Origin of the sequence: Micropruina sp. (assembly GCF_047606665.1) — a bacterium.
Classification (GTDB): domain Bacteria; phylum Actinomycetota; class Actinomycetes; order Propionibacteriales; family Propionibacteriaceae; genus Micropruina.
Window position 1 is genome coordinate 14,722 of the sequence record NZ_JASGEF010000040.1, and the last position, 16,578, is coordinate 31,299.

17 protein-coding genes are annotated in these 16,578 nt (G+C 69.8%); 15 read left to right on the top strand and 2 right to left on the bottom strand.

Annotated elements, in window-relative coordinates:
* Nucleotides 1-84: 84 nt before the first annotated feature.
* Nucleotides 85-1,650, bottom strand: a complete 1,566-nt coding sequence (locus tag QM619_RS09220; protein WP_415107186.1) for a glycoside hydrolase family 32 protein — start codon at nucleotides 1,648-1,650, stop codon at nucleotides 85-87.
* A 367-nt stretch (nucleotides 1,651-2,017) separates the two neighbouring features.
* Between QM619_RS09220 and QM619_RS09225 the strand changes: the two genes are divergently transcribed.
* The 8 genes from QM619_RS09225 (at nucleotide 2,018) to QM619_RS09260 (ending at nucleotide 8,739) form a co-directional block, all read left to right on the top strand.
* On the top strand, nucleotides 2,018-2,929 hold the full coding sequence (locus tag QM619_RS09225; RefSeq protein WP_415107189.1) for a ParA family protein: 912 nt from the start codon (nucleotides 2,018-2,020) through the stop codon (nucleotides 2,927-2,929).
* Nucleotides 2,914-3,207 (top strand): hypothetical protein, encoded by a 294-nt coding sequence (locus tag QM619_RS09230; protein ID WP_415107192.1) that lies wholly within the window; start codon nucleotides 2,914-2,916, stop codon nucleotides 3,205-3,207. Before QM619_RS09225 ends, QM619_RS09230 begins: the two co-directional genes overlap by 16 nt.
* Nucleotides 3,204-4,040: a segregation and condensation protein A gene (locus tag QM619_RS09235; RefSeq protein ID WP_415107195.1), complete on the top strand. Its 837-nt coding sequence runs from the start codon at nucleotides 3,204-3,206 to the stop codon at nucleotides 4,038-4,040. The genes QM619_RS09230 and QM619_RS09235 overlap by 4 nt, the downstream gene beginning before the upstream one ends.
* Nucleotides 4,033-4,794: an SMC-Scp complex subunit ScpB gene (gene scpB, locus QM619_RS09240; protein ID WP_415107198.1), complete on the top strand. Its 762-nt coding sequence runs from the start codon at nucleotides 4,033-4,035 to the stop codon at nucleotides 4,792-4,794. The genes QM619_RS09235 and scpB overlap by 8 nt, the downstream gene beginning before the upstream one ends.
* Nucleotides 4,791-5,540: a pseudouridine synthase gene (locus QM619_RS09245; RefSeq protein ID WP_415107201.1), complete on the top strand. Its 750-nt coding sequence runs from the start codon at nucleotides 4,791-4,793 to the stop codon at nucleotides 5,538-5,540. The genes scpB and QM619_RS09245 overlap by 4 nt, the downstream gene beginning before the upstream one ends.
* Nucleotides 5,537-6,949: a proteasome accessory factor PafA2 family protein gene (locus QM619_RS09250; protein ID WP_415107204.1), complete on the top strand. Its 1,413-nt coding sequence runs from the start codon at nucleotides 5,537-5,539 to the stop codon at nucleotides 6,947-6,949. The genes QM619_RS09245 and QM619_RS09250 overlap by 4 nt, the downstream gene beginning before the upstream one ends.
* A 60-nt stretch (nucleotides 6,950-7,009) precedes the next feature.
* Entirely contained in the window at nucleotides 7,010-8,005 is a 996-nt protein-coding gene (locus tag QM619_RS09255) for an FKBP-type peptidyl-prolyl cis-trans isomerase (protein WP_415107207.1), read from the top strand.
* A 236-nt stretch (nucleotides 8,006-8,241) separates the two neighbouring features.
* A complete protein-coding gene (locus QM619_RS09260) occupies nucleotides 8,242-8,739 on the top strand; it encodes a hypothetical protein (RefSeq protein WP_415107210.1) in 498 nt (165 codons plus the stop codon).
* Between the two features lie 53 nt (nucleotides 8,740-8,792).
* On the opposite strand, the gene gluQRS is transcribed toward QM619_RS09260, so the two are convergent.
* Entirely contained in the window at nucleotides 8,793-9,677 is an 885-nt protein-coding gene (gene gluQRS / locus QM619_RS09265) for a tRNA glutamyl-Q(34) synthetase GluQRS (RefSeq protein ID WP_415107213.1), read from the bottom strand.
* A gap of 204 nt (nucleotides 9,678-9,881) precedes the next feature.
* On the opposite strand from gluQRS, the gene QM619_RS09270 reads away from it, so the two are divergent.
* The 7 genes from QM619_RS09270 (at nucleotide 9,882) to QM619_RS09300 (ending at nucleotide 16,466) form a co-directional block, all read left to right on the top strand.
* Nucleotides 9,882-10,802 carry a helix-turn-helix transcriptional regulator gene (locus tag QM619_RS09270; RefSeq protein WP_415107217.1) on the top strand — a complete coding sequence of 307 codons (921 nt, stop codon included), beginning with the start codon at nucleotides 9,882-9,884 and terminating at the stop codon, nucleotides 10,800-10,802.
* Nucleotides 10,799-11,761: a helix-turn-helix transcriptional regulator gene (locus QM619_RS09275; protein ID WP_415107220.1), complete on the top strand. Its 963-nt coding sequence runs from the start codon at nucleotides 10,799-10,801 to the stop codon at nucleotides 11,759-11,761. Before QM619_RS09270 ends, QM619_RS09275 begins: the two co-directional genes overlap by 4 nt.
* A 250-nt stretch (nucleotides 11,762-12,011) precedes the next feature.
* Nucleotides 12,012-12,191: a hypothetical protein gene (locus QM619_RS09280; RefSeq protein WP_415107223.1), complete on the top strand. Its 180-nt coding sequence runs from the start codon at nucleotides 12,012-12,014 to the stop codon at nucleotides 12,189-12,191.
* Between the two features lie 38 nt (nucleotides 12,192-12,229).
* Entirely contained in the window at nucleotides 12,230-12,484 is a 255-nt protein-coding gene (locus tag QM619_RS09285) for a twin-arginine translocase TatA/TatE family subunit (protein WP_415107226.1), read from the top strand.
* Between the two features lie 66 nt (nucleotides 12,485-12,550).
* Nucleotides 12,551-13,318 carry a twin-arginine translocase subunit TatC gene (gene tatC / locus QM619_RS09290; RefSeq protein WP_415107229.1) on the top strand — a complete coding sequence of 256 codons (768 nt, stop codon included), beginning with the start codon at nucleotides 12,551-12,553 and terminating at the stop codon, nucleotides 13,316-13,318.
* A gap of 26 nt (nucleotides 13,319-13,344) precedes the next feature.
* Nucleotides 13,345-13,530, top strand: a complete 186-nt coding sequence (locus QM619_RS09295; RefSeq protein WP_415107232.1) for a hypothetical protein — start codon at nucleotides 13,345-13,347, stop codon at nucleotides 13,528-13,530.
* A 203-nt stretch (nucleotides 13,531-13,733) separates the two neighbouring features.
* Nucleotides 13,734-16,466 (top strand): DEAD/DEAH box helicase, encoded by a 2,733-nt coding sequence (locus QM619_RS09300; protein WP_415107234.1) that lies wholly within the window; start codon nucleotides 13,734-13,736, stop codon nucleotides 16,464-16,466.
* Nucleotides 16,467-16,578 lie beyond the last annotated feature (112 nt).

Genomic DNA, 16,578 nt, shown 5'->3' on the forward strand with positions numbered 1-16,578 from the left:
AGAATCCGCGGGTAACGCGCGTTACCGAAGCGTACGCATGTCGCCGTGGAAGCGTCAAGTGGGTGCGGCGAAGACGGTCCGCGTTCACCGGAGGCGGATCTCGCGAATCGTCAGGTTGCGGAAGGTGGCGCCGCCGTCATAGGCGTACAAACGAATGCGATCGTCGCCGGGCAATGGGAAGACCCGATGAGAATGCACGTAGCGTCCGTCGCCGACGAACAACTCGACGCTGGTCCGGTCGACCAGAATGCGCAATGCGAGTTGCCGCGCGCTGGCGTCGAACGGCGTCTGCGACTCGCCCCCGGTGGGGTTCATCGTCGGACGCCGGTTGATGTAGGCGTAGGGGGCGGGCACGTAGGCGCCGACCGCGACGTGGCGTCCGCCGCCAGGGGCCCGGCACAGTTCGAAGCCGGCGTTGGGCGCGACGCCGGAGGCCCAGGTCAGTTCGCAGGTGAGCTCATAGGCGGACGACGCGACGGCGAGATCCTTCGTCCCGGACAGCGCGATGTCGCCGAGCCGGTGGGTCCGGGTGACGTAGTCGCGCAGCGCGGCCGGCGGCTGGGAGGCGAGGTAGTAGCCGCCCTTGCCGCCGCGCAGCCGCAACTCGCGGACGATCATGTCGTCGCCGTTGTAGCCGTCGGTGAACGAGGTCGGGGTGTTGTGCGGATAGTCCCAGAAGTTCGCCCAGCCGATCGCACGGCGCAGCCGCGGGTCTTCGCGTCCGGCCCGGTCGTGGTGCGGGTAGGTCACCGCGCCGTAGAAGTCGAAGCCCCAGTCGAGCCACTGTGGTTCGGCGACGTCCGGGGTGAACCGGGTGCCGTCGAAGCTGCCCACCCAGTAGGCGTAGGTGGCCGGCAGTCCGCGGCCCTTGCCGTTCGCGCTGGCGGCCAGCACCCAGTGCGAGGAGCCGTCCTGGGCGGTCATCTGGAACAGGTCGGGGCATTCCAGGACGCCGATGTCGCTGCGCTCGAAGTCGCCGACGTAGCTCCAGGACTTGAGGTTCGGCGAGGCGTAGAAGCCGAGCCGGTGGCCTTCAGCGTTGATCAGCAGCCAGCGCTTGCGCGGGGCGTCCCAGATCACCTTGGGATCGCGGAAGTCCGAGACGCCGGGGTTAGGCAGCACCGGTGCCGCACCACCGGACGTGAACGACTGGCCGCCGTCGGTGGAGTACCACAGGTACTGCGCCTGCTTGCCGTCCGGCGCCTGGGTGACCAGGGCGACGACGGCGCCCTTGCCGTACCCGGCGGTGCCCAGGGTGTCGACCACCAGGCTGCCCGACCACAGATCGCCGTTGGCGTTGGTGTTCTTGGGCAGTGCCACCCCGCGGTCGCGGAACGCGACGTGGTCGCGGGTGGTGGCCAGCCGCCACGCGGTTCCGCTGCCGCCGGTCAGGTAGTCGGCGTTGTACAGGTAGTAGTAGAGGTACTGGCCGTTGACGTAGATCGGTCGCTGGGGATCGTTCTTCCAGTTGTCGGGGACGCTGAAGTGGTAAGTCGGACGCAGGCTGGGCGTCCGGCTCGGACCGGGGCGGCCGCCGACCGGTGTGGCCTGGGCCGGGCTGGCGCCGATGCCGAGCATCGCGCCGCCGATGGTGGCGCCGCCGGCGCCGATCAAGAGGGCGCGCCGGGACGCGCCAGTGGCTTCAGTCATGTGCTCATGCCCTTCTCCTGGAATTGTGGGGAGCTGATTCTCGAAATTCGCCGCGGCGATTCGCCACAATGGCGTAGCGGCGCCCGGCGGCGTCCAGATCCGGACATCGCCGACAAAACGACGTGGCGAGTGGATTCGACGGCGGAGTCGAATCCAGATGACTATTCACTGGTAGGTAACGCGCGTTACTAACCTCGCGCCATACGCTAATCGGCGGCGCCGTGGCTGTCAATGGCTGTCGGCGAAGGCGCCCCCGGCGCCGGCGTCCGCGCCGCGTACCACCGGAGGGGATCGGACGCCCCAACGGCGCGTCCGCCCGATGTGGGCGACGGAGGCATTAGCCTCTTTGTCGACACTTGGAGGTTCTATGACCGACACCACCACCGAAACGCCGGCGCTGTTCGAGGCCGCGCCCGAGACCGCTCCCGACCCAGGGCCGGTCCTCGGGGCGACCGGGCGTCCGCTGCCCGACCTGCCCGAGCCGCTACCGCCGCAGGGCAACCACCGTGGGCTGATCATCGCGATGTGCAACCAGAAGGGCGGGGTGGGCAAGACCACCACCACGATCAACCTGGGTGCCGCGCTCGCGGAGACCGGACGCCGGGTGCTGCTGGTCGACTTCGACCCGCAGGGCTCGCTGTCGGTGGGGCTGGGCATCAACCCGCACACCCTGGAGACCAGCATCTACAACCTGCTGCTCACCCGCGACCACGATGTCCACGACATCATCACCGAGTCGGTCGTCGACGGCCTCGACATTCTCCCGGCCAACATCGACCTGTCCGCCGCCGAGGTTCAGCTGGTCTCCGAGGTGGCCCGCGAGCAGACCCTGAAGCGGGTGCTGGCGCAGGTGCGCCGCGAGTACGACATCGTGCTGATCGACTGCGCGCCGTCGCTGGGCCTGCTCACCGTCAACGCGCTGACCGCCGCCGACCGGGTGCTGATGCCGCTGGAATGCGAGTTCTTCGCGCTGCGCGGGCTGGCCCTGCTCAACGACACCATCGGCAAGGTCCAGGATCGGCTCAACCCCGACCTGGAGATCCTCGGCATTCTGGGCACCATGTACGACTCCCGGACGGTGCATTCCCGCGAGGTGCTCGAACGGGTCGTCCAAGCCTTCGGCGACAAGGTCTTTCACACCGTGATCCGGCGGACGATCAAATTCCCCGAGACCACGGTGGCCGGCGAGCCGATCACCACCTACGCCACCAACTCGCCGGGAGCGGAGGCCTACCGGATGCTGGCACGGGAGGTGCTCCAGCGATGCCCCGGCGCGTAGCGCTGCCCGGCGCCCAGGAGCTTTTCCGGGCCACCGAACCCGCCGCTGACCAGGGGCTTCGGCATTCCGGACGGGTGAAGCACGACGAGAAGATCACCGTCTACGTCAGCGCCGAGGAATTGCTGGCTTTGGAACAGGCCCGGCTCACCCTACGCGCCCGGCACGGGATCGCGGTCGACCGGGGCCGGATCGTCCGGGCCGCCGTCGCCCTGGCGGTGGCCGATCTGGACGCCAACGGCGACGAGTGCGACCTGATCCGGCAACTCGACGCGTCGTGACGTCCGCCACCACCGAGGCCGTGCCCGGCTTCACCGTCCATCTGGCCAACTTCGAAGGGCCGTTCGATCTGCTGCTGCAGCTGATCTCGCGGCACCGGCTGGACATCACCGAGATCGCCCTGTCGGTGGTCACCGACGAGTTCATCGCCTACGTGAAGGCCGGCCAGCAGCAGGGTCCCGGCCGCTGGGACCTGGAGCAGATCAGCCAGTTCATCGTGGTGGCCGCCACCCTGCTCGATCTCAAGGCCGCCCGGCTGCTGCCCCAGGGCGAGGTCGAGGACGCCGAAGACCTGGCCCTGCTGGAGGCCCGCGACCTGCTCTTCGCCCGGCTGCTGCAATACCGGGCGTTCAAAGAGGTCAGCCGCTGGATCGCCACCACCCTGGCAACGGAGGATCGCCGGTTTCCGCGTCCGGGCGGCCTGGAGGAGCAGTTCAAGGCGCTGTTGCCCGAGCTACGGTTCACCGCCACCGCCGATCAGCTGGCCTGGCTGGCCGCCCGTGCGCTCACCCCGGAGCCGGCCGAACAGGTCTCGCTGAGCCACCTGCACCAGGCCCAGGTCAGCGTCCGGGAGCAGGCCGAACTGGTGATGGCGACGCTGCGCGAGCGGGGCGCGGCCAGCTTCCGCGAGCTGGTCGCGGACGCCGGCGAACGGCTGGTCGTGGTCGCCCGGTTCCTGGCCCTGCTGGAGCTGTTCCGGGAACGGGCCGTGTCTTTCGAACAGCTCACGCCGCTGGGCGAGCTGCGAGTACGGTGGGTCGCCGGCGATGCGGATTCGATCGAGATCTCCGCCGAGTTCGACACCGAGAACAGCCAGGAGAGCGCCGATGACTGATCTGTCCGCGCCGGACGCGGGCGCCCATCCGCTGCCCGGCATCAAGGACGCCGCGGCGCCGTCCGCCGAGACCATCGCGGCGCCGCTGGAGGCCTTGCTGCTGATGGCCACCGAACCGGTGCCGACCGCCGAACTGGCGCAGGCCGTCCGGGCCCCGGTCGGAGTGGTCGAGGAGGCGCTGCGCGGGCTGGTCCGGTTCTACGACGAGACGTCGCGCGGCTTCGAGCTGCGCGAGGTCGGCGGCGGCTGGCGGTACTGGACTCGGGCCGAGCATGCCGAGCTGATCGGCGGCTGGCTGGTCGAAGGCCAGCACGCCCGGCTCTCCCAGGCCGCGCTGGAGACTCTGGCGGTGATCGCCTACCTGCAGCCGATCTCCCGCGGACGGGTCTCCGCGGTGCGCGGGGTGAACGTGGACGGCGTGCTGCGCACCCTGGTCACCCGCGACCTGGTCCAGGAGGTCGACCGCGACCCGGAGACAGGGGCGATGCTGTTCGGCACCACCGGGCAATTCCTGGAGCGGCTCGGGCTGGTCAGCCTGGACGATCTGCCGCCGATCGCCCCGCTGCTGCCGGACGCCACCACGCTGGAAGCCGAGCTGCGGGCGTCCTCGATGGTCGAGCCTTCCTCGTCGGTCGAACCGGTCGAGGCCCCCGCGTTGGTCGGGCTTGGCGAGACCCAGGGCGTCCAGATTCCGACCCGCGCGACCAGCGCGAACTCACCCGGCGATTCAACCGACCAAGAAGGCATCCGATGACTGACGAAGTTCCGACGACCGAGGGGATCCGGCTGCAGAAGGTGCTCGCCGGGGCTGGGCTGGGCTCCCGGCGGCATTGCGAGGAGCTCATCGACAGCGGCGTGGTCGAGGTGAACGGCCGCACCATCACCGAGCAGGGCGTCCGGGTGGATCCGCTGCGCGACGTGATCCGGGTCGACGGCGCGCGCATTCCGCCGCCGCGCCGGCACATCTATCTGGTCTTCCACAAGCCGCGCGGCGTGGTCTGCACGATGGACGACCCGCAGGGCCGGACCACCATCTCCGACTATCTCGGACGCCGCACCAAAGAGGGACTGTTCCACGTCGGACGCCTCGACACCCCCACCGAAGGGCTGCTGCTGATCACCAACGACGGCGATTTCGGCCAGCGGATGGCGCACCCGTCGCACGAGATCGGCAAGACCTACGTGGCCGAGATCGAGGGCGTGATCGAGAACACCACGCTGCGCCGGCTGACCCGCGGCATCAAACTCGACGACGGCGCGGTCCGTCCCGACCAGGTGAAGCTGATTCAGCGCGGCGGCACCCGCAGCATCGTCCAGGTGGTGTTGCACGAGGGGCGCAACCGGATCGTCCGGCGGATGTTCGACGCGGTCGGGCACCCGGTGCGGCGGTTGACCCGGACCGCGATCGGCCCGGTGCGGATCGGACGGCTCAAGGTGGGGGAGTTGCGCGAGCTGACCTCGGAGGAGTTGGGCGCGCTGATGGATCTGGCCGGTCTGTGAGCGCAGCCGCGGCCCGGATCGTCGGGGTCGAGACCGAGTACGGGCTGGCCGCGCGCACACCGGACGGCGGCCGCGGCGTCCGGATCAGCGGCGGGGAGGCGGCCGCACGGCTGTTCGCGCCGGTCGAGCATGAGTACGCGAGTTCGAACGTGTTCCTGCCCAACGGCGGCCGGCTCTATCTGGACGTCGGCTCGCACCCCGAATACGCCACCGCCGAATGCGCCGGCACGGAGCAGTTGCTGGTGCAGGAGCGGGCCGGCGACGAGCTGCTGGCCCGGTTGGCGCAGCGGGTCGAGACCGAGGGTGAGGCGTCCGGAGCGCCGATCCGGTTCCGGCTGCTGAAGAACAATGTGGACGCGCACGGCAACTCCTACGGCTGCCACGAGAACTACTGCATCGCCCGGTCGCTGGACCTGCCCGGACTGGCCGCGGCGCTGACCCCGTTCCTGGTCACCCGGCAGGTGCTCTGCGGATCGGGGCGGTGGAGCCCGGACGGTTTCGCGATCAGCCAGCGGGCCGAGGTGCTGCACGATGAGCTGTCCTCGATGACCACCCGGACTCGTCCGCTGATCAACACCCGCGACGAGCCGTTGGCCGACCCGTCCCGGTTCCGCCGGCTGCACGTGATCTCCGGCGACTCGAATCTGTCCGAGCCGTCGGCGGCGTTGAAGGTGGGTTCGCTGCTGGCAGTGCTGGATGCCGTGGAGGCGGCGGCGTCCGGTGCCGGACCGGCGCTGCCCGCGCTGGAGTTGGACGACGTCGCCGGGGCGCTGCGGGCGGTGGCCCGCGATCCGCGCGCGGTGCTGCGGCTGGCGTCCGGGCGCACCATCGGGGCGCTGGACGTCCAGCGCGAATACCTGGCGGTGGCGGGTGCGTCGCCACTGGTGGCGCGCTGGTCGCGGGTGCTCGATCTGCTGGACGCCGGTAGCGAAGCGGAACTGGACGGCGAGGTGGAGTGGGTGACCAAGTGGGCGCTGCTGCGCCGCTACGCCGACACTCGCGGGCTGTCCTGGGATGACCGTCGGCTGGCCCAGGTCGATCTGGCCTTTCACGAGCTGACCCGCGACGCCGACGGGACGCCGCGCGGCCTGTTCCGGTTGCTGGAGCGGCGCGGGGCGGCGATCCGGCTGACCGACCCGGACGTCGTCGCGCAGGCGATGGACGTCCCGCCGTCCGACACCCGCGCGGCGTTGCGCGGGCGGCTGATCCGCGCAGCACGGGCGCGCGGCGTCCGGTACAGCGTGGACTGGACGCAACTCACCGTGCACGACCTGCCGGACGCCGCCGGCGCCGCCGCGGAGATCGCCGTCCGGCTGCCCGATCCGCTCGCGGTCGCCGACGTGGCGGTGGACGCACTGCTGGCCGCCCTCGCGGCGTCCGGACCCGCTATTTCGGGGAGCGCGACGTAGCAGGGTGGCGAACGTGGGCGCCGTCCGATGCCGCCAAGCGCGGTCGACTACAGTCGGGGCGTGCTTTCCGCCGCCAAGACCGCTGCCATTGTCCTGTGTGCCGCCGCCCTGTTGACCGTCACCGCCTGCGGGCAGTCGGCGGATCCGTCCGCCGTCCCGGCGACGCCGTCGACGTCGGAGTCGACGTCGCCCTCGCCGAGCGCGTCGCCGACCGCGACGATCAAGCCGTCGAACAGTCTGGACGCGATCACCGTCAAGAACCGGAAGTTCGGCGATACGCCGAAGATCACGGTGAAGGATCCCTGGGCGGTCGACCAGACCCGGGTGAAGGTGATGACCGAGGGCACGGGCCCGGTGGTCAACCCGTCGTACGTGTTCGTCAACTACCTGGGCGTCAACGGACGCACCGGCAAGAAGTTCGACGGCAATTTCGGAGCGACAGCGACGATGTTCGACCTGGCCAGCGTGGTGCCTGGGTTCAAGAAGGCGCTCGAGGGCAAGAAGGTCGGCACACGGGTGCTGGTCGCCATGCCTGGAGCGGACGGCTACGACAGCCAGGGCGGCTCGGAGCAGGCCGGCATTCAGGTCGGCGACACGCTGATCTTCGTGGTGGACATCGTCGACACGGTGCTCGCCGGTCCGACCGGCAAGTCGATCACGCCGCCGTCCGGCCTGCCTGCCGTCGCCGAAGTGAACGGCAAGCCGACGATCACCATTCCGAAGACCGACCCGCCGGCCACGATGATCGCCCAGCCGCTGACCACCGGGACGGGCCGCAAGGTCACCGCCAAGGACGTCATCGCCGCGCATTACCTCGCGGTGTCCTGGAAGACCGGCAAGGTGATCGAAGACAAGATGGACGGAGTCGACGGCGGCCTGCTCTCCAGCACGATTCCGGGCTGGCAGAAAGGCCTGGTCGGCAAGAAGGTCGGCCAGCGGGTACTGCTGGTGCTGCCACCGAAGGACAACTACCCCGATGGCAGCACCAACCCGCCCGTCGAGGCTGGCGACACCCTCGTCTACGTGGTCGACATCCTTTACGCCTCCGCGCAGTAGACCCGCGGCGCGGCTGGCTCGGCATCCCGAAGCCAGTGGTACGCCGGTTCCGGTGGTACGCGTGGACGGCGCTTTCAGTCCACGGACGAGGTTCGTGCGCGACCAGGCGAGCCTGTGCCGACCGACCCGGGTGGTAGGAGTGCGTAGCCCGCCGTCGTATCGATGCTCGCCCTTGCGGCTACTTGGAGATCACCGGACGCCTCACCCCTTGGCGTCCGCGATCGAAAGGAAGCGCCATGACCCTCACATCCACTTCACACCGGTTGACCCGGCTGCTGGTCGCGCTCGTGATCGCGCTGGCGGGCGTGGTCGGAACGAGCGCGGCGAGCGCCGGGACGGCGTCCGCACTCTGCGCCTCGCAGCCGATGGTCGGCAACTGGTACAGCACCGATCCCAACACCCGCTCGCTGACCAGGGTGAATGTCGGCTTCGTCTGCGGCGACGTCCGGCTGTGCGACACCAGCGGCCACTGCACCGGCGGCGAGAGCTACTTCACCCTGCGTCCGTTCGGCAAATGCTCGCCGACCGACTGCGACTGGGGCACCAAGCAGGCCACCGCGATGGGCGACGGCTGGCAGCGGGCCATCTACACGCACAGCTGGTCGACCAAGTACGTCTGGGTGAAGACCTACGTGTTCGGCAGCACCACCTACCTGCGGGTCTACACGTTCACCGACTTCACCGCGGCAGACGGACGCACCGACTACACCACCGATCAGTGGATGCTGAAGTAGAAGAGCCCCCACCTCGGCCCGGACGCCCCGTCCGGGCCGAGTCGCGTCCGGGGCTATTCGACCACCCAGGCCTGGCGTGGCAGCGCGTCCGGATCGAAGCGCCGCAGCAGGGACGCCGGGGTGACCGGCTCGTCGATTTCGGCCAGTCCCAGCGAATGGGCCAGCCGGCTCAGCACTTGATCAGCGGTGACCCCGGACCGGCCGAGGTCGGCGAGGGTGACGGCGCCGTCCCGCTTCGCCAACCGCTTGCCGTCGGCGTTGACGGCCAGCGGGACGTGCGCGTACTCCGGCACCGGGCCGCCGAGCTGCCGGGTCAGCCAAGCCTGCCGCGGAGAGCTCGACAGCAGGTCGTCGCCGCGCACCACCTGGTCGACACCCTGTGCCACGTCGTCCACGACCACGGCCAGGTTGTAGGCCGGCACCCCGTCATTGCGGACGACGACGAAGTCGTCCACCACCCCGGTCACCTCGCCGGCCCACCGGTCGGTGACGGTCTGGACGGCGTCCCCGGCCCGCACTCGGAGCGCCGGTGGCCGGGTGCGGCGCTGGCGTTCCCGCTCGGCCTTGGTCAGATTCCGGCAGCTGCCCGGGTACGGACGGTAGCCGTCGGCGTGCGGGGCGGACGCCGCCTCGGCGATCTCCCGCCGGGTGCAGAAGCATTCGTAGGTCTCCAGCGTCGCGACCGCATCGGCGTACCGTGTCAGACGGCGCGACTGCCAGACCGGTTCGCCGTCGAAATCCAGGCCGATCGCGGTCAGGTCGGCGATCTGCCGGGCGGCCACCTCGGGTGCGGCGGTGACCCGCTGCGTGTCCAGGTCTTCGATGCGCAGCAGGAACTCCCGGCCAGAGCCGCGGGCGAGCAGCCAGGCGACCAGCGCCGTCCGCAGGTTGCCCAGATGCAGGTCCGAGGTGGGGGAGGGTGCGAACCGGCCGGCCATGGCGCGATTCTTCCGCATCGCGGTCGGCGCAACACGAGATCTCTGCACTCGTCGACCGGCCGCCGGCGGGCTGAGGCGTGGGCACCTCGACGAATGCAGATTTCGTGTGCTCCCTCGTCGAAAGCGGTTCCCTTGGTAGCCTCGCGGCGCAGGAAACATCCAGGGGCGGGAGGTCCGATGGCGCCACGCAAGTCGGAGCGCGTCATGAATCTCGCCATCTGTCTGCTGATGGCCCGGCGCTTCCTGGACAAGAACCACATCCGCGAGGTCGTCGAGGGCTACGCCGGCCTGTCGGACGCCGCATTCGAACGCACCTTCGAGCGGGACAAGGACGACCTGCGCGCGATGGGCGTCCCGGTCGAGACCGGCAGCAACTCGCCGCTGTTCCCCGACGAGATCGGCTACCGGATCCGCCGGCAGGACTTCGAGCTGCCGCCTATCGACTTCACCGCCGCCGAGGCCACCGCGCTCGGTCTGGCCAGCCAGGTCTGGGGCACCGCCGCGCTGGCCGAGCAGACGGTCAGCGCGCTCGCCAAGCTGCGTGCCGCCGGCGTCGACCCGGACGCCTCGCGGCTGACCGGGATCAGCCCCAGCATCGGCGCCAAGGAACCCGCATTCGAACCGCTCTGGCAAGCCACGATGACCCGGACGGCGGTCAGATTCGGCTACCGCGGCGTCCGGCGCGAGGTGGAGCCGTGGGTGCTCACCTACCGGCGCGGGTCGTGGTATCTGGCCGGCCTCGACCGCACCCGCGGCGCCGCCCGGATGTTCAAGCTGGCCCGGATCGAGGACACACCACGGACGGTGGGCCGACCGGGGGCCTACCCGTTGCCCGACGACATCGACGTGGCGGAGCTGACCCGTTCGCTCGAACCCGGCCCGGCCGCGGCGGAGGCGGTGGTCGCGATCCGCGGCGACAAGGCACCCGATCTGCGCCGACGGGGCGTCCGGGTCGAGTCCGCGGCGTCCCTGCCGCCCGGATTCGCGGCCTGGCGGGTCCGCTACGCGAGCGATGCCGCGTTCGTCACCGAGGTGTGCGGGCACGGTCCGGCGGTCCTGGTGCTCGAGCCGGGGCGACTCCGGCGGCGGGTGATCGCGCGGCTGGCGAAGGTGGGCGGCCGATGAGCACCTCGCACGATCAGGTCTCCCGGCTGCTGGCCCTGGTGCCCTACCTGCAGGCGCATCCGGACGCCGACCTGGCCGAGACGGCGGAGCGGTTCGGGGTCAGCCCGCGCCGGTTGCTGGCCGACCTGGAGGTGCTCTGGTTCGTCGGTCTGCCGGGTGGAATGCCGGGCGATCTGATCGACATCGACATGGACGCCGTCGCGGAACGCGGCCGGATCCGGATCAGCAACGCCGACTATCTGGCGCGTCCGATGCGGTTCACCATCGAGGAGGTGACCAGCTTGATCGTCGCGCTCCGCGCCGTCCGGGAGGTCACCGGGGGCGTTGCCGGCGAGGCGGTCGACTCGGCACTGGCCAAGCTGTCGAAGGTCGCGGGTGCGCAGGAGAGCCGACGGGTCGGGTTCGCGGTCGCCAACTCCGAGGACGGCGTCCGGGAGAGCCTGATCGAGGCGATCGCCGCCGGACGCGCCGTCCGGCTCAGCTACGACGGGCTGACCCGTGCCGAGACCACCACGCCGGTGGTCGAGCCGCACCGGTTGAGCGCGCGGGACGGCTACGTCTACCTGGAGGCCTGGAGCCGCGACCGGGACGCCTGGCGCACCTTCCGGCTCGACCGAATCGCCTCCGTCGAGCCGGCCGAAGGCGGGGTGGCCGACCACGGCGACCCGCCGCAATTCGACGGCGGGTGGCTGGAGGTGCGTCCCGAGGCGGCGTTGGTCACGCTCAGCATCACCAACCATGCCCACTGGATCAGCGAGTACTACCCAGTGCGCTCGATGCAGCGCTACCGCCGCGGTTGGCGCGTGCAACTGCTGGTTGCGGACTCGGCCTGGCTGCGGTCGCTGCTGCTCAGGCTCGGCCCTGAGGTTCGTGCCGTCGACCCGCCCGAGGCGGCCGAATCCGCCCGCGCCGCCGCACGGGAGACCCTGGCCCTCTACGCGGAGTTCGCGAAACCGTAGTTTCACGCGTCCGGAGTTGGTGGAGCGCATCGGCGTCCCGACTCTGTCAGTGCGGTCGGATGCCGCAACGTGGACCGAGGGACGGTTCTCCCGGTCACCGGGGACGGTTCCCTTGGTCACCGGGGACGGTTCCTTGAACCGTTCAAGAAGCCGTCCCTGAACTGGATCGGAACCGTCCCCTGAACCGAAAATGAACCGTCCCTCGTGTCACCGGTGGGGAGGCCACGCCGGGATCGGTTAGTCTCGGTTCATGATGTGGGTGTGGATCTTCCTCGGCATAGCGGTTGCCGGGCTGATCACCATGGCCTCCTATGCGGTGTGGCTGGCCCACAAGGTGTCCGACCTGTTCAGCGAGCTTCAGACGCTGGGCAAGCGGGCCGAGGAACTCGCCGATCTGGTCTCCCAGGTCGCAATCCCCAGCACTGAGTAGACTCACCGAGTTACTCGCAACGAAGGAGCGCACGGAGCATGTTCGGCCTGCCTGGTGGTATGGAATGGGTCATCTTGGCGATCATCGCCCTGCTCGTGTTCGGCGGCAGCCGGCTCGCGAACGCGGGCAAGAATGCCGGCAAGGCGATCCGTGAGTTCAAGGAAGAGACCTCCAGCCTGAAGAAGTCCGACCCGCCGCCGGCCGTCGCTCCCGCACCGCCGGCCGAGCCGGAGGGCGTCGTGCACGAGGGTGAGATCGTCCCGGATGAGAAGGACAAGGGCCAGCGGGCCTGATCCACGGTGGCCCGACGCTTCAGCCTCGGGTGGCTCAAACCGCCCCCTTCGTCGCCGGACGGCGTCATGTCGCTCGGCGATCACCTGCGCGAACTACGCTACCGCGTGCTGTTCTCGCTGGTCTGGATCGTCCTCGGCATGATCCTGGTGGCGATCTTCTACAACCAGGTGTACACCTTTCTGGCGCAACCCTGGCTGCATGCCCGCGACATCCTCAAGGAGACCAACCCAGAGGTCAGCACCCAAATGGTGCTGTCCGGCGTGGCTGCGCCGCTGTCGCTGGTGCTGAAGATCTGTGGCGTCGGCGGGCTCGTCCTGGCGTCCCCGATCTGGCTGTACCAGGTCTGGGCCTACATCGTGCCCGCGCTGCATGCCAAGGAGAAGCGCTGGACGCTGAGTTTCCTCGCGGTCGCGCTGCCGCTGTTCCTCGCCGGGGTTACTGTGGGCTACCTGGTGCTGCCGCAGGGAGTCTCGGTGCTGATGTCGTTCACCCCGCAGTCGGTGCCGATCACCAACCTGATCGAGATCGACAAATTCCTTGAGCTGATGCTGCAGCTGATGCTGGTGTTCGGGCTCGGCTTCCTAATGCCGGTGGTGGTGGTCGGCGCCAACCTGGTCGGTGTGGTGAAGGGTGAGCAGCTGGCGAAGGCTCGCACCTACGTGATCTTCGGCACCTTCGTCTTCGGTGCCGCCGCCACGCCGTCCACCGATCCGTTCTCGATGCTGGCGCTGGCGATCCCGATGTCGCTGTTGTTCGTCGGGGCCGAGGTGATCTGCCGCTTCAACGACAAGCGGAAGGCCCGCAAGGCGGCCGCGGAACTCGCGGCGGCGTGATTGGCGGTGCCCGGAGCGTCGACCTGGTGGTCAATCCGACGGCCGGACGCGGACGTGCCCGGCGCATCCTGCCCGCGTTGGCACGGGCGTTGCGGGCCGCGCCGGGTGCGGACGTCCACGACGGCCTGATCGGCAGCCGCGACGGCGAGGCGCTGGGTGACGTCCCGCTGCGGGTCACAGCTGTCTCGGACGCCCTGTGCGTCCTCGGCTGATCGGGGACGGCTGATCGGGGACGGTTCCTCCGCGTTTGAATTTCGCACGTCGGGGGACGGTTCTTTCGCATTCGAATCTCGAATGTCTGGGGACGGTTCTTTCGCGTTTGAATTTCGCACGTCCAAGAACCGTCCCCGGTGTCCAAGAGAACCGTCCCCGGTGTTCCGGCGGTCGGGCCGACGGTCACGGTAGGTTGGCGGCGATGAACACCGACACCGGGACCGTGCTGCGAGCCTTCGTCTCCGGCTACGGCTTTCCACTGGATGCGTACCAGGTCGAGGCCTGCCGGCATGTTGAGGCGGGCTCGGGCGTCCTGGTCGCCGCGCCGACCGGGGCCGGCAAGACCGTGGTGGGGGAGTTCGCGGTGTTCCTGGCGCTGCAGTGCGGCACCAAGTGTTTCTACACCACCCCGATCAAGGCGCTCAGCAACCAGAAGTACCACGACCTAGTCGAGCGGCACGGTGCCGACAATGTCGGGTTGCTGACCGGGGACGTCACGGTGAACGGTGAGGCGCCGGTGGTGGTGATGACCACCGAGGTGCTGCGCAACATGATCTACGCCAACTCGCCGACGCTGCGCAGGCTGGGTTTCGTGGTGATGGACGAGGTGCACTACCTGGCCGACCGGTTCCGTGGCGCGGTCTGGGAAGAAGTGATCATCGGGCTCGCCGAGTCCGTCCAGGTCGTCTCGTTGAGCGCCACCGTGAGCAACGCTGAGGAGTTCGGCGCCTGGCTTGACGAGGTCCGCGGCGACGTGAAGATCGTGGTCTCTGAGCGGCGTCCGGTGCCGCTGTTCCAGCATGTGATGGCCGGACGCCGGCTCTACGACCTGTTTGCCGCCGAGGCCCCCACCGCGACACCCTTGCCCGCCGGCCAGGTCGACGTCAATCCGGAACTGCTGCGGCTGGCGAAGGAGGAATCGCGCAGCGTCCGCGACGACTCCCGGACGATGCGCAACCGGCGCACCCGCAACGCCATCGAGAAACGCCGTCCACGCTCGTCCCTGGTGCCGCGTCGGGACGCCACCGTCGAACGCCTGGACGTCGAGGGCCTGCTGCCGGCGATCTTCTTCATCTTCAGCCGGGCCGGCTGCGACGCCGCCGTCGGACAGTTGATGCACTCCGGGCTCCGGCTGACCAATTCCGCCGAACGTCGCGACCTCGAGGCGATCGCCGCCAGCCACGTCGAGGGGTTGTCCCCGCCCGACCTGGACGCCCTCGACTACGGCAGCTTCCTGGCCGCCTTCCGCAACGGCATCGCCGCCCACCACGCCGGGCTGCTGCCTGCCTTCAAGGAGTGCGTCGAAGAGGCCTTCGTCCGCGGCCTGGTCAAGGTCGTGTTCGCCACCGAGACCCTCGCGCTCGGCATCAACATGCCGGCGCGCAGCGTGGTGCTGGAACGGCTGGTCAAGTACAACGGCGAGAGCCACGCCCCGATCACGCCCGGCGAATACACCCAGCTGACCGGACGCGCCGGACGCCGCGGCATCGACGTCGAGGGTCACGCGGTGGTGCTGTGGCAGACCGGCATGGATCCGCGTGCCGTCGCCGGCCTGGCGTCCCGGCGCACCTATCCGCTGCGCTCGTCGTTCGCGCCGACCTACAACATGGCGGTCAACCTGGTCGGTTCGGTCGGACGCGAAAGGGCACGGGTGCTGCTGGAGCAGTCGTTCGCGCAGTACCAGTCCGACCGGGGGGTGGTCGGCCTGGCCCGCTCGATCGCGCGGGCCAATGAGCAGATCGCCGACTACCTGGCCCAAGCGGCCTGCGACCAGGGCGATTTCACCGTGTACGCCCGGCTGCGCGCCGAGATCTCCGCGCTGGAGGCCGAGGCAGCCCGCAGCCGCAAGGCCGACCGACGCGCGGAGTCGCTCAGCGTGCTGCTCGAGTTGCGGCCCGGCGACATCCTGCGGGTGCCGTCCGGACGGCACACCGGCTGGGCGGTGGTGGTCGATCCCGGCCTGGCCAAGGGCGATCCGAGCCCGATGGTGATGACCGAGCAACGCCAGCTGAAACGGCTGTCGCTGGTCGACTTCCCGACCCCGCCGGTGGTGGCCGGACGGATGCGGGTGCCGAAGCACTTCGACCCCCGACAGCCGGCGTCCCGGCGCAACCTGTCCGCGGCGTTCCGTTCCAAGCTGGCCGAGATCGACCGGACCCCGCCGCAGTACTCGCCGGCGGCCATGGACGAAGAGGTGGCCGGCCGGATCGCCGAGCTGCGCGTCCAGCTGAAGGCGCACCCCTGCCACGACTGCCCGGACCGGGAGAACCATGCCCGCTGGGCCGAGCAGGCGCTGCGGCTGGAACGGGAGAACGCCGGACGACAACGCCAGGCCGACCGTCGCACCAACACCATCGCGGTGCGGTTCGACCGGATCTGTTCGGTGCTGGAGTCGCTGGGGTACCTGACCGAAGGCGGCACCGAGGTCACCGACGCCGGACGGAAACTGGCCCGGATCTACGCCGAACTCGACCTGGTCAGCGCCGAATGCATCCGGGCCGGCGTATTCGACGACCTGTCGGCGCCGCAGCTGGCGGCGGTGCTGTCGTCGCTGGTCTTCGAGGCCCGCGGCGGAGACCGACGGCGTCCGCCCCGAATGCCCGACCGAGCGTCCGAGGTGGCCCAGCAGGAACTCCGCCGGGTCTGGCGCGACGTCGGGCTCACCGAGCGCGACCATCGGTTGGAGCGCGGCCCCGAACCCGACATCGGCTTCGCCGTACCGATCCACGCCTGGGCGTCCGGACGCCCGCTCGGCGACGTGCTGGACGAATCCGGGCTGACCGCCGGCGACTTCGTCCGCTGGGCCAGGCAGGTGGTCGACTTCGCCGAGCAGGTCGCCCAGGCCGCGGGTCCCGGCCCGCTGCGGACGAGCTGCCGCGAGGTGGTCGACCAGGTCCGGCGTGGCGTGGTGGACGCCGCGCCGTTGGAGGATTGACAACGACCGATGTTCCCGGACCGGCGACCGCCCGGCAGTCGCCGTTGTGCGTTGTGGGCACGGGGGTTGTCAACTACTGTTCGGTCAACGGTTCGCGCCCGGTCGGGGGATT

Coding starts and splice junctions, on each gene's coding strand:
- QM619_RS09220 (WP_415107186.1), bottom strand. CDS start 1,650: ATGACTGAAGCCACTGGCGCGTCCCGGCGCGCCCTCTTGATCGGCGCC.
- QM619_RS09225 (WP_415107189.1), top strand. CDS start 2,018: ATGACCGACACCACCACCGAAACGCCGGCGCTGTTCGAGGCCGCGCCC.
- QM619_RS09230 (WP_415107192.1), top strand. CDS start 2,914: ATGCCCCGGCGCGTAGCGCTGCCCGGCGCCCAGGAGCTTTTCCGGGCC.
- scpB (WP_415107198.1), top strand. CDS start 4,033: ATGACTGATCTGTCCGCGCCGGACGCGGGCGCCCATCCGCTGCCCGGC.
- QM619_RS09245 (WP_415107201.1), top strand. CDS start 4,791: ATGACTGACGAAGTTCCGACGACCGAGGGGATCCGGCTGCAGAAGGTG.
- QM619_RS09260 (WP_415107210.1), top strand. CDS start 8,242: ATGACCCTCACATCCACTTCACACCGGTTGACCCGGCTGCTGGTCGCG.
- gluQRS (WP_415107213.1), bottom strand. CDS start 9,677: ATGGCCGGCCGGTTCGCACCCTCCCCCACCTCGGACCTGCATCTGGGC.
- QM619_RS09270 (WP_415107217.1), top strand. CDS start 9,882: ATGAATCTCGCCATCTGTCTGCTGATGGCCCGGCGCTTCCTGGACAAG.
- QM619_RS09275 (WP_415107220.1), top strand. CDS start 10,799: ATGAGCACCTCGCACGATCAGGTCTCCCGGCTGCTGGCCCTGGTGCCC.
- QM619_RS09280 (WP_415107223.1), top strand. CDS start 12,012: ATGATGTGGGTGTGGATCTTCCTCGGCATAGCGGTTGCCGGGCTGATC.
- QM619_RS09285 (WP_415107226.1), top strand. CDS start 12,230: ATGTTCGGCCTGCCTGGTGGTATGGAATGGGTCATCTTGGCGATCATC.
- tatC (WP_415107229.1), top strand. CDS start 12,551: ATGTCGCTCGGCGATCACCTGCGCGAACTACGCTACCGCGTGCTGTTC.
- QM619_RS09300 (WP_415107234.1), top strand. CDS start 13,734: ATGAACACCGACACCGGGACCGTGCTGCGAGCCTTCGTCTCCGGCTAC.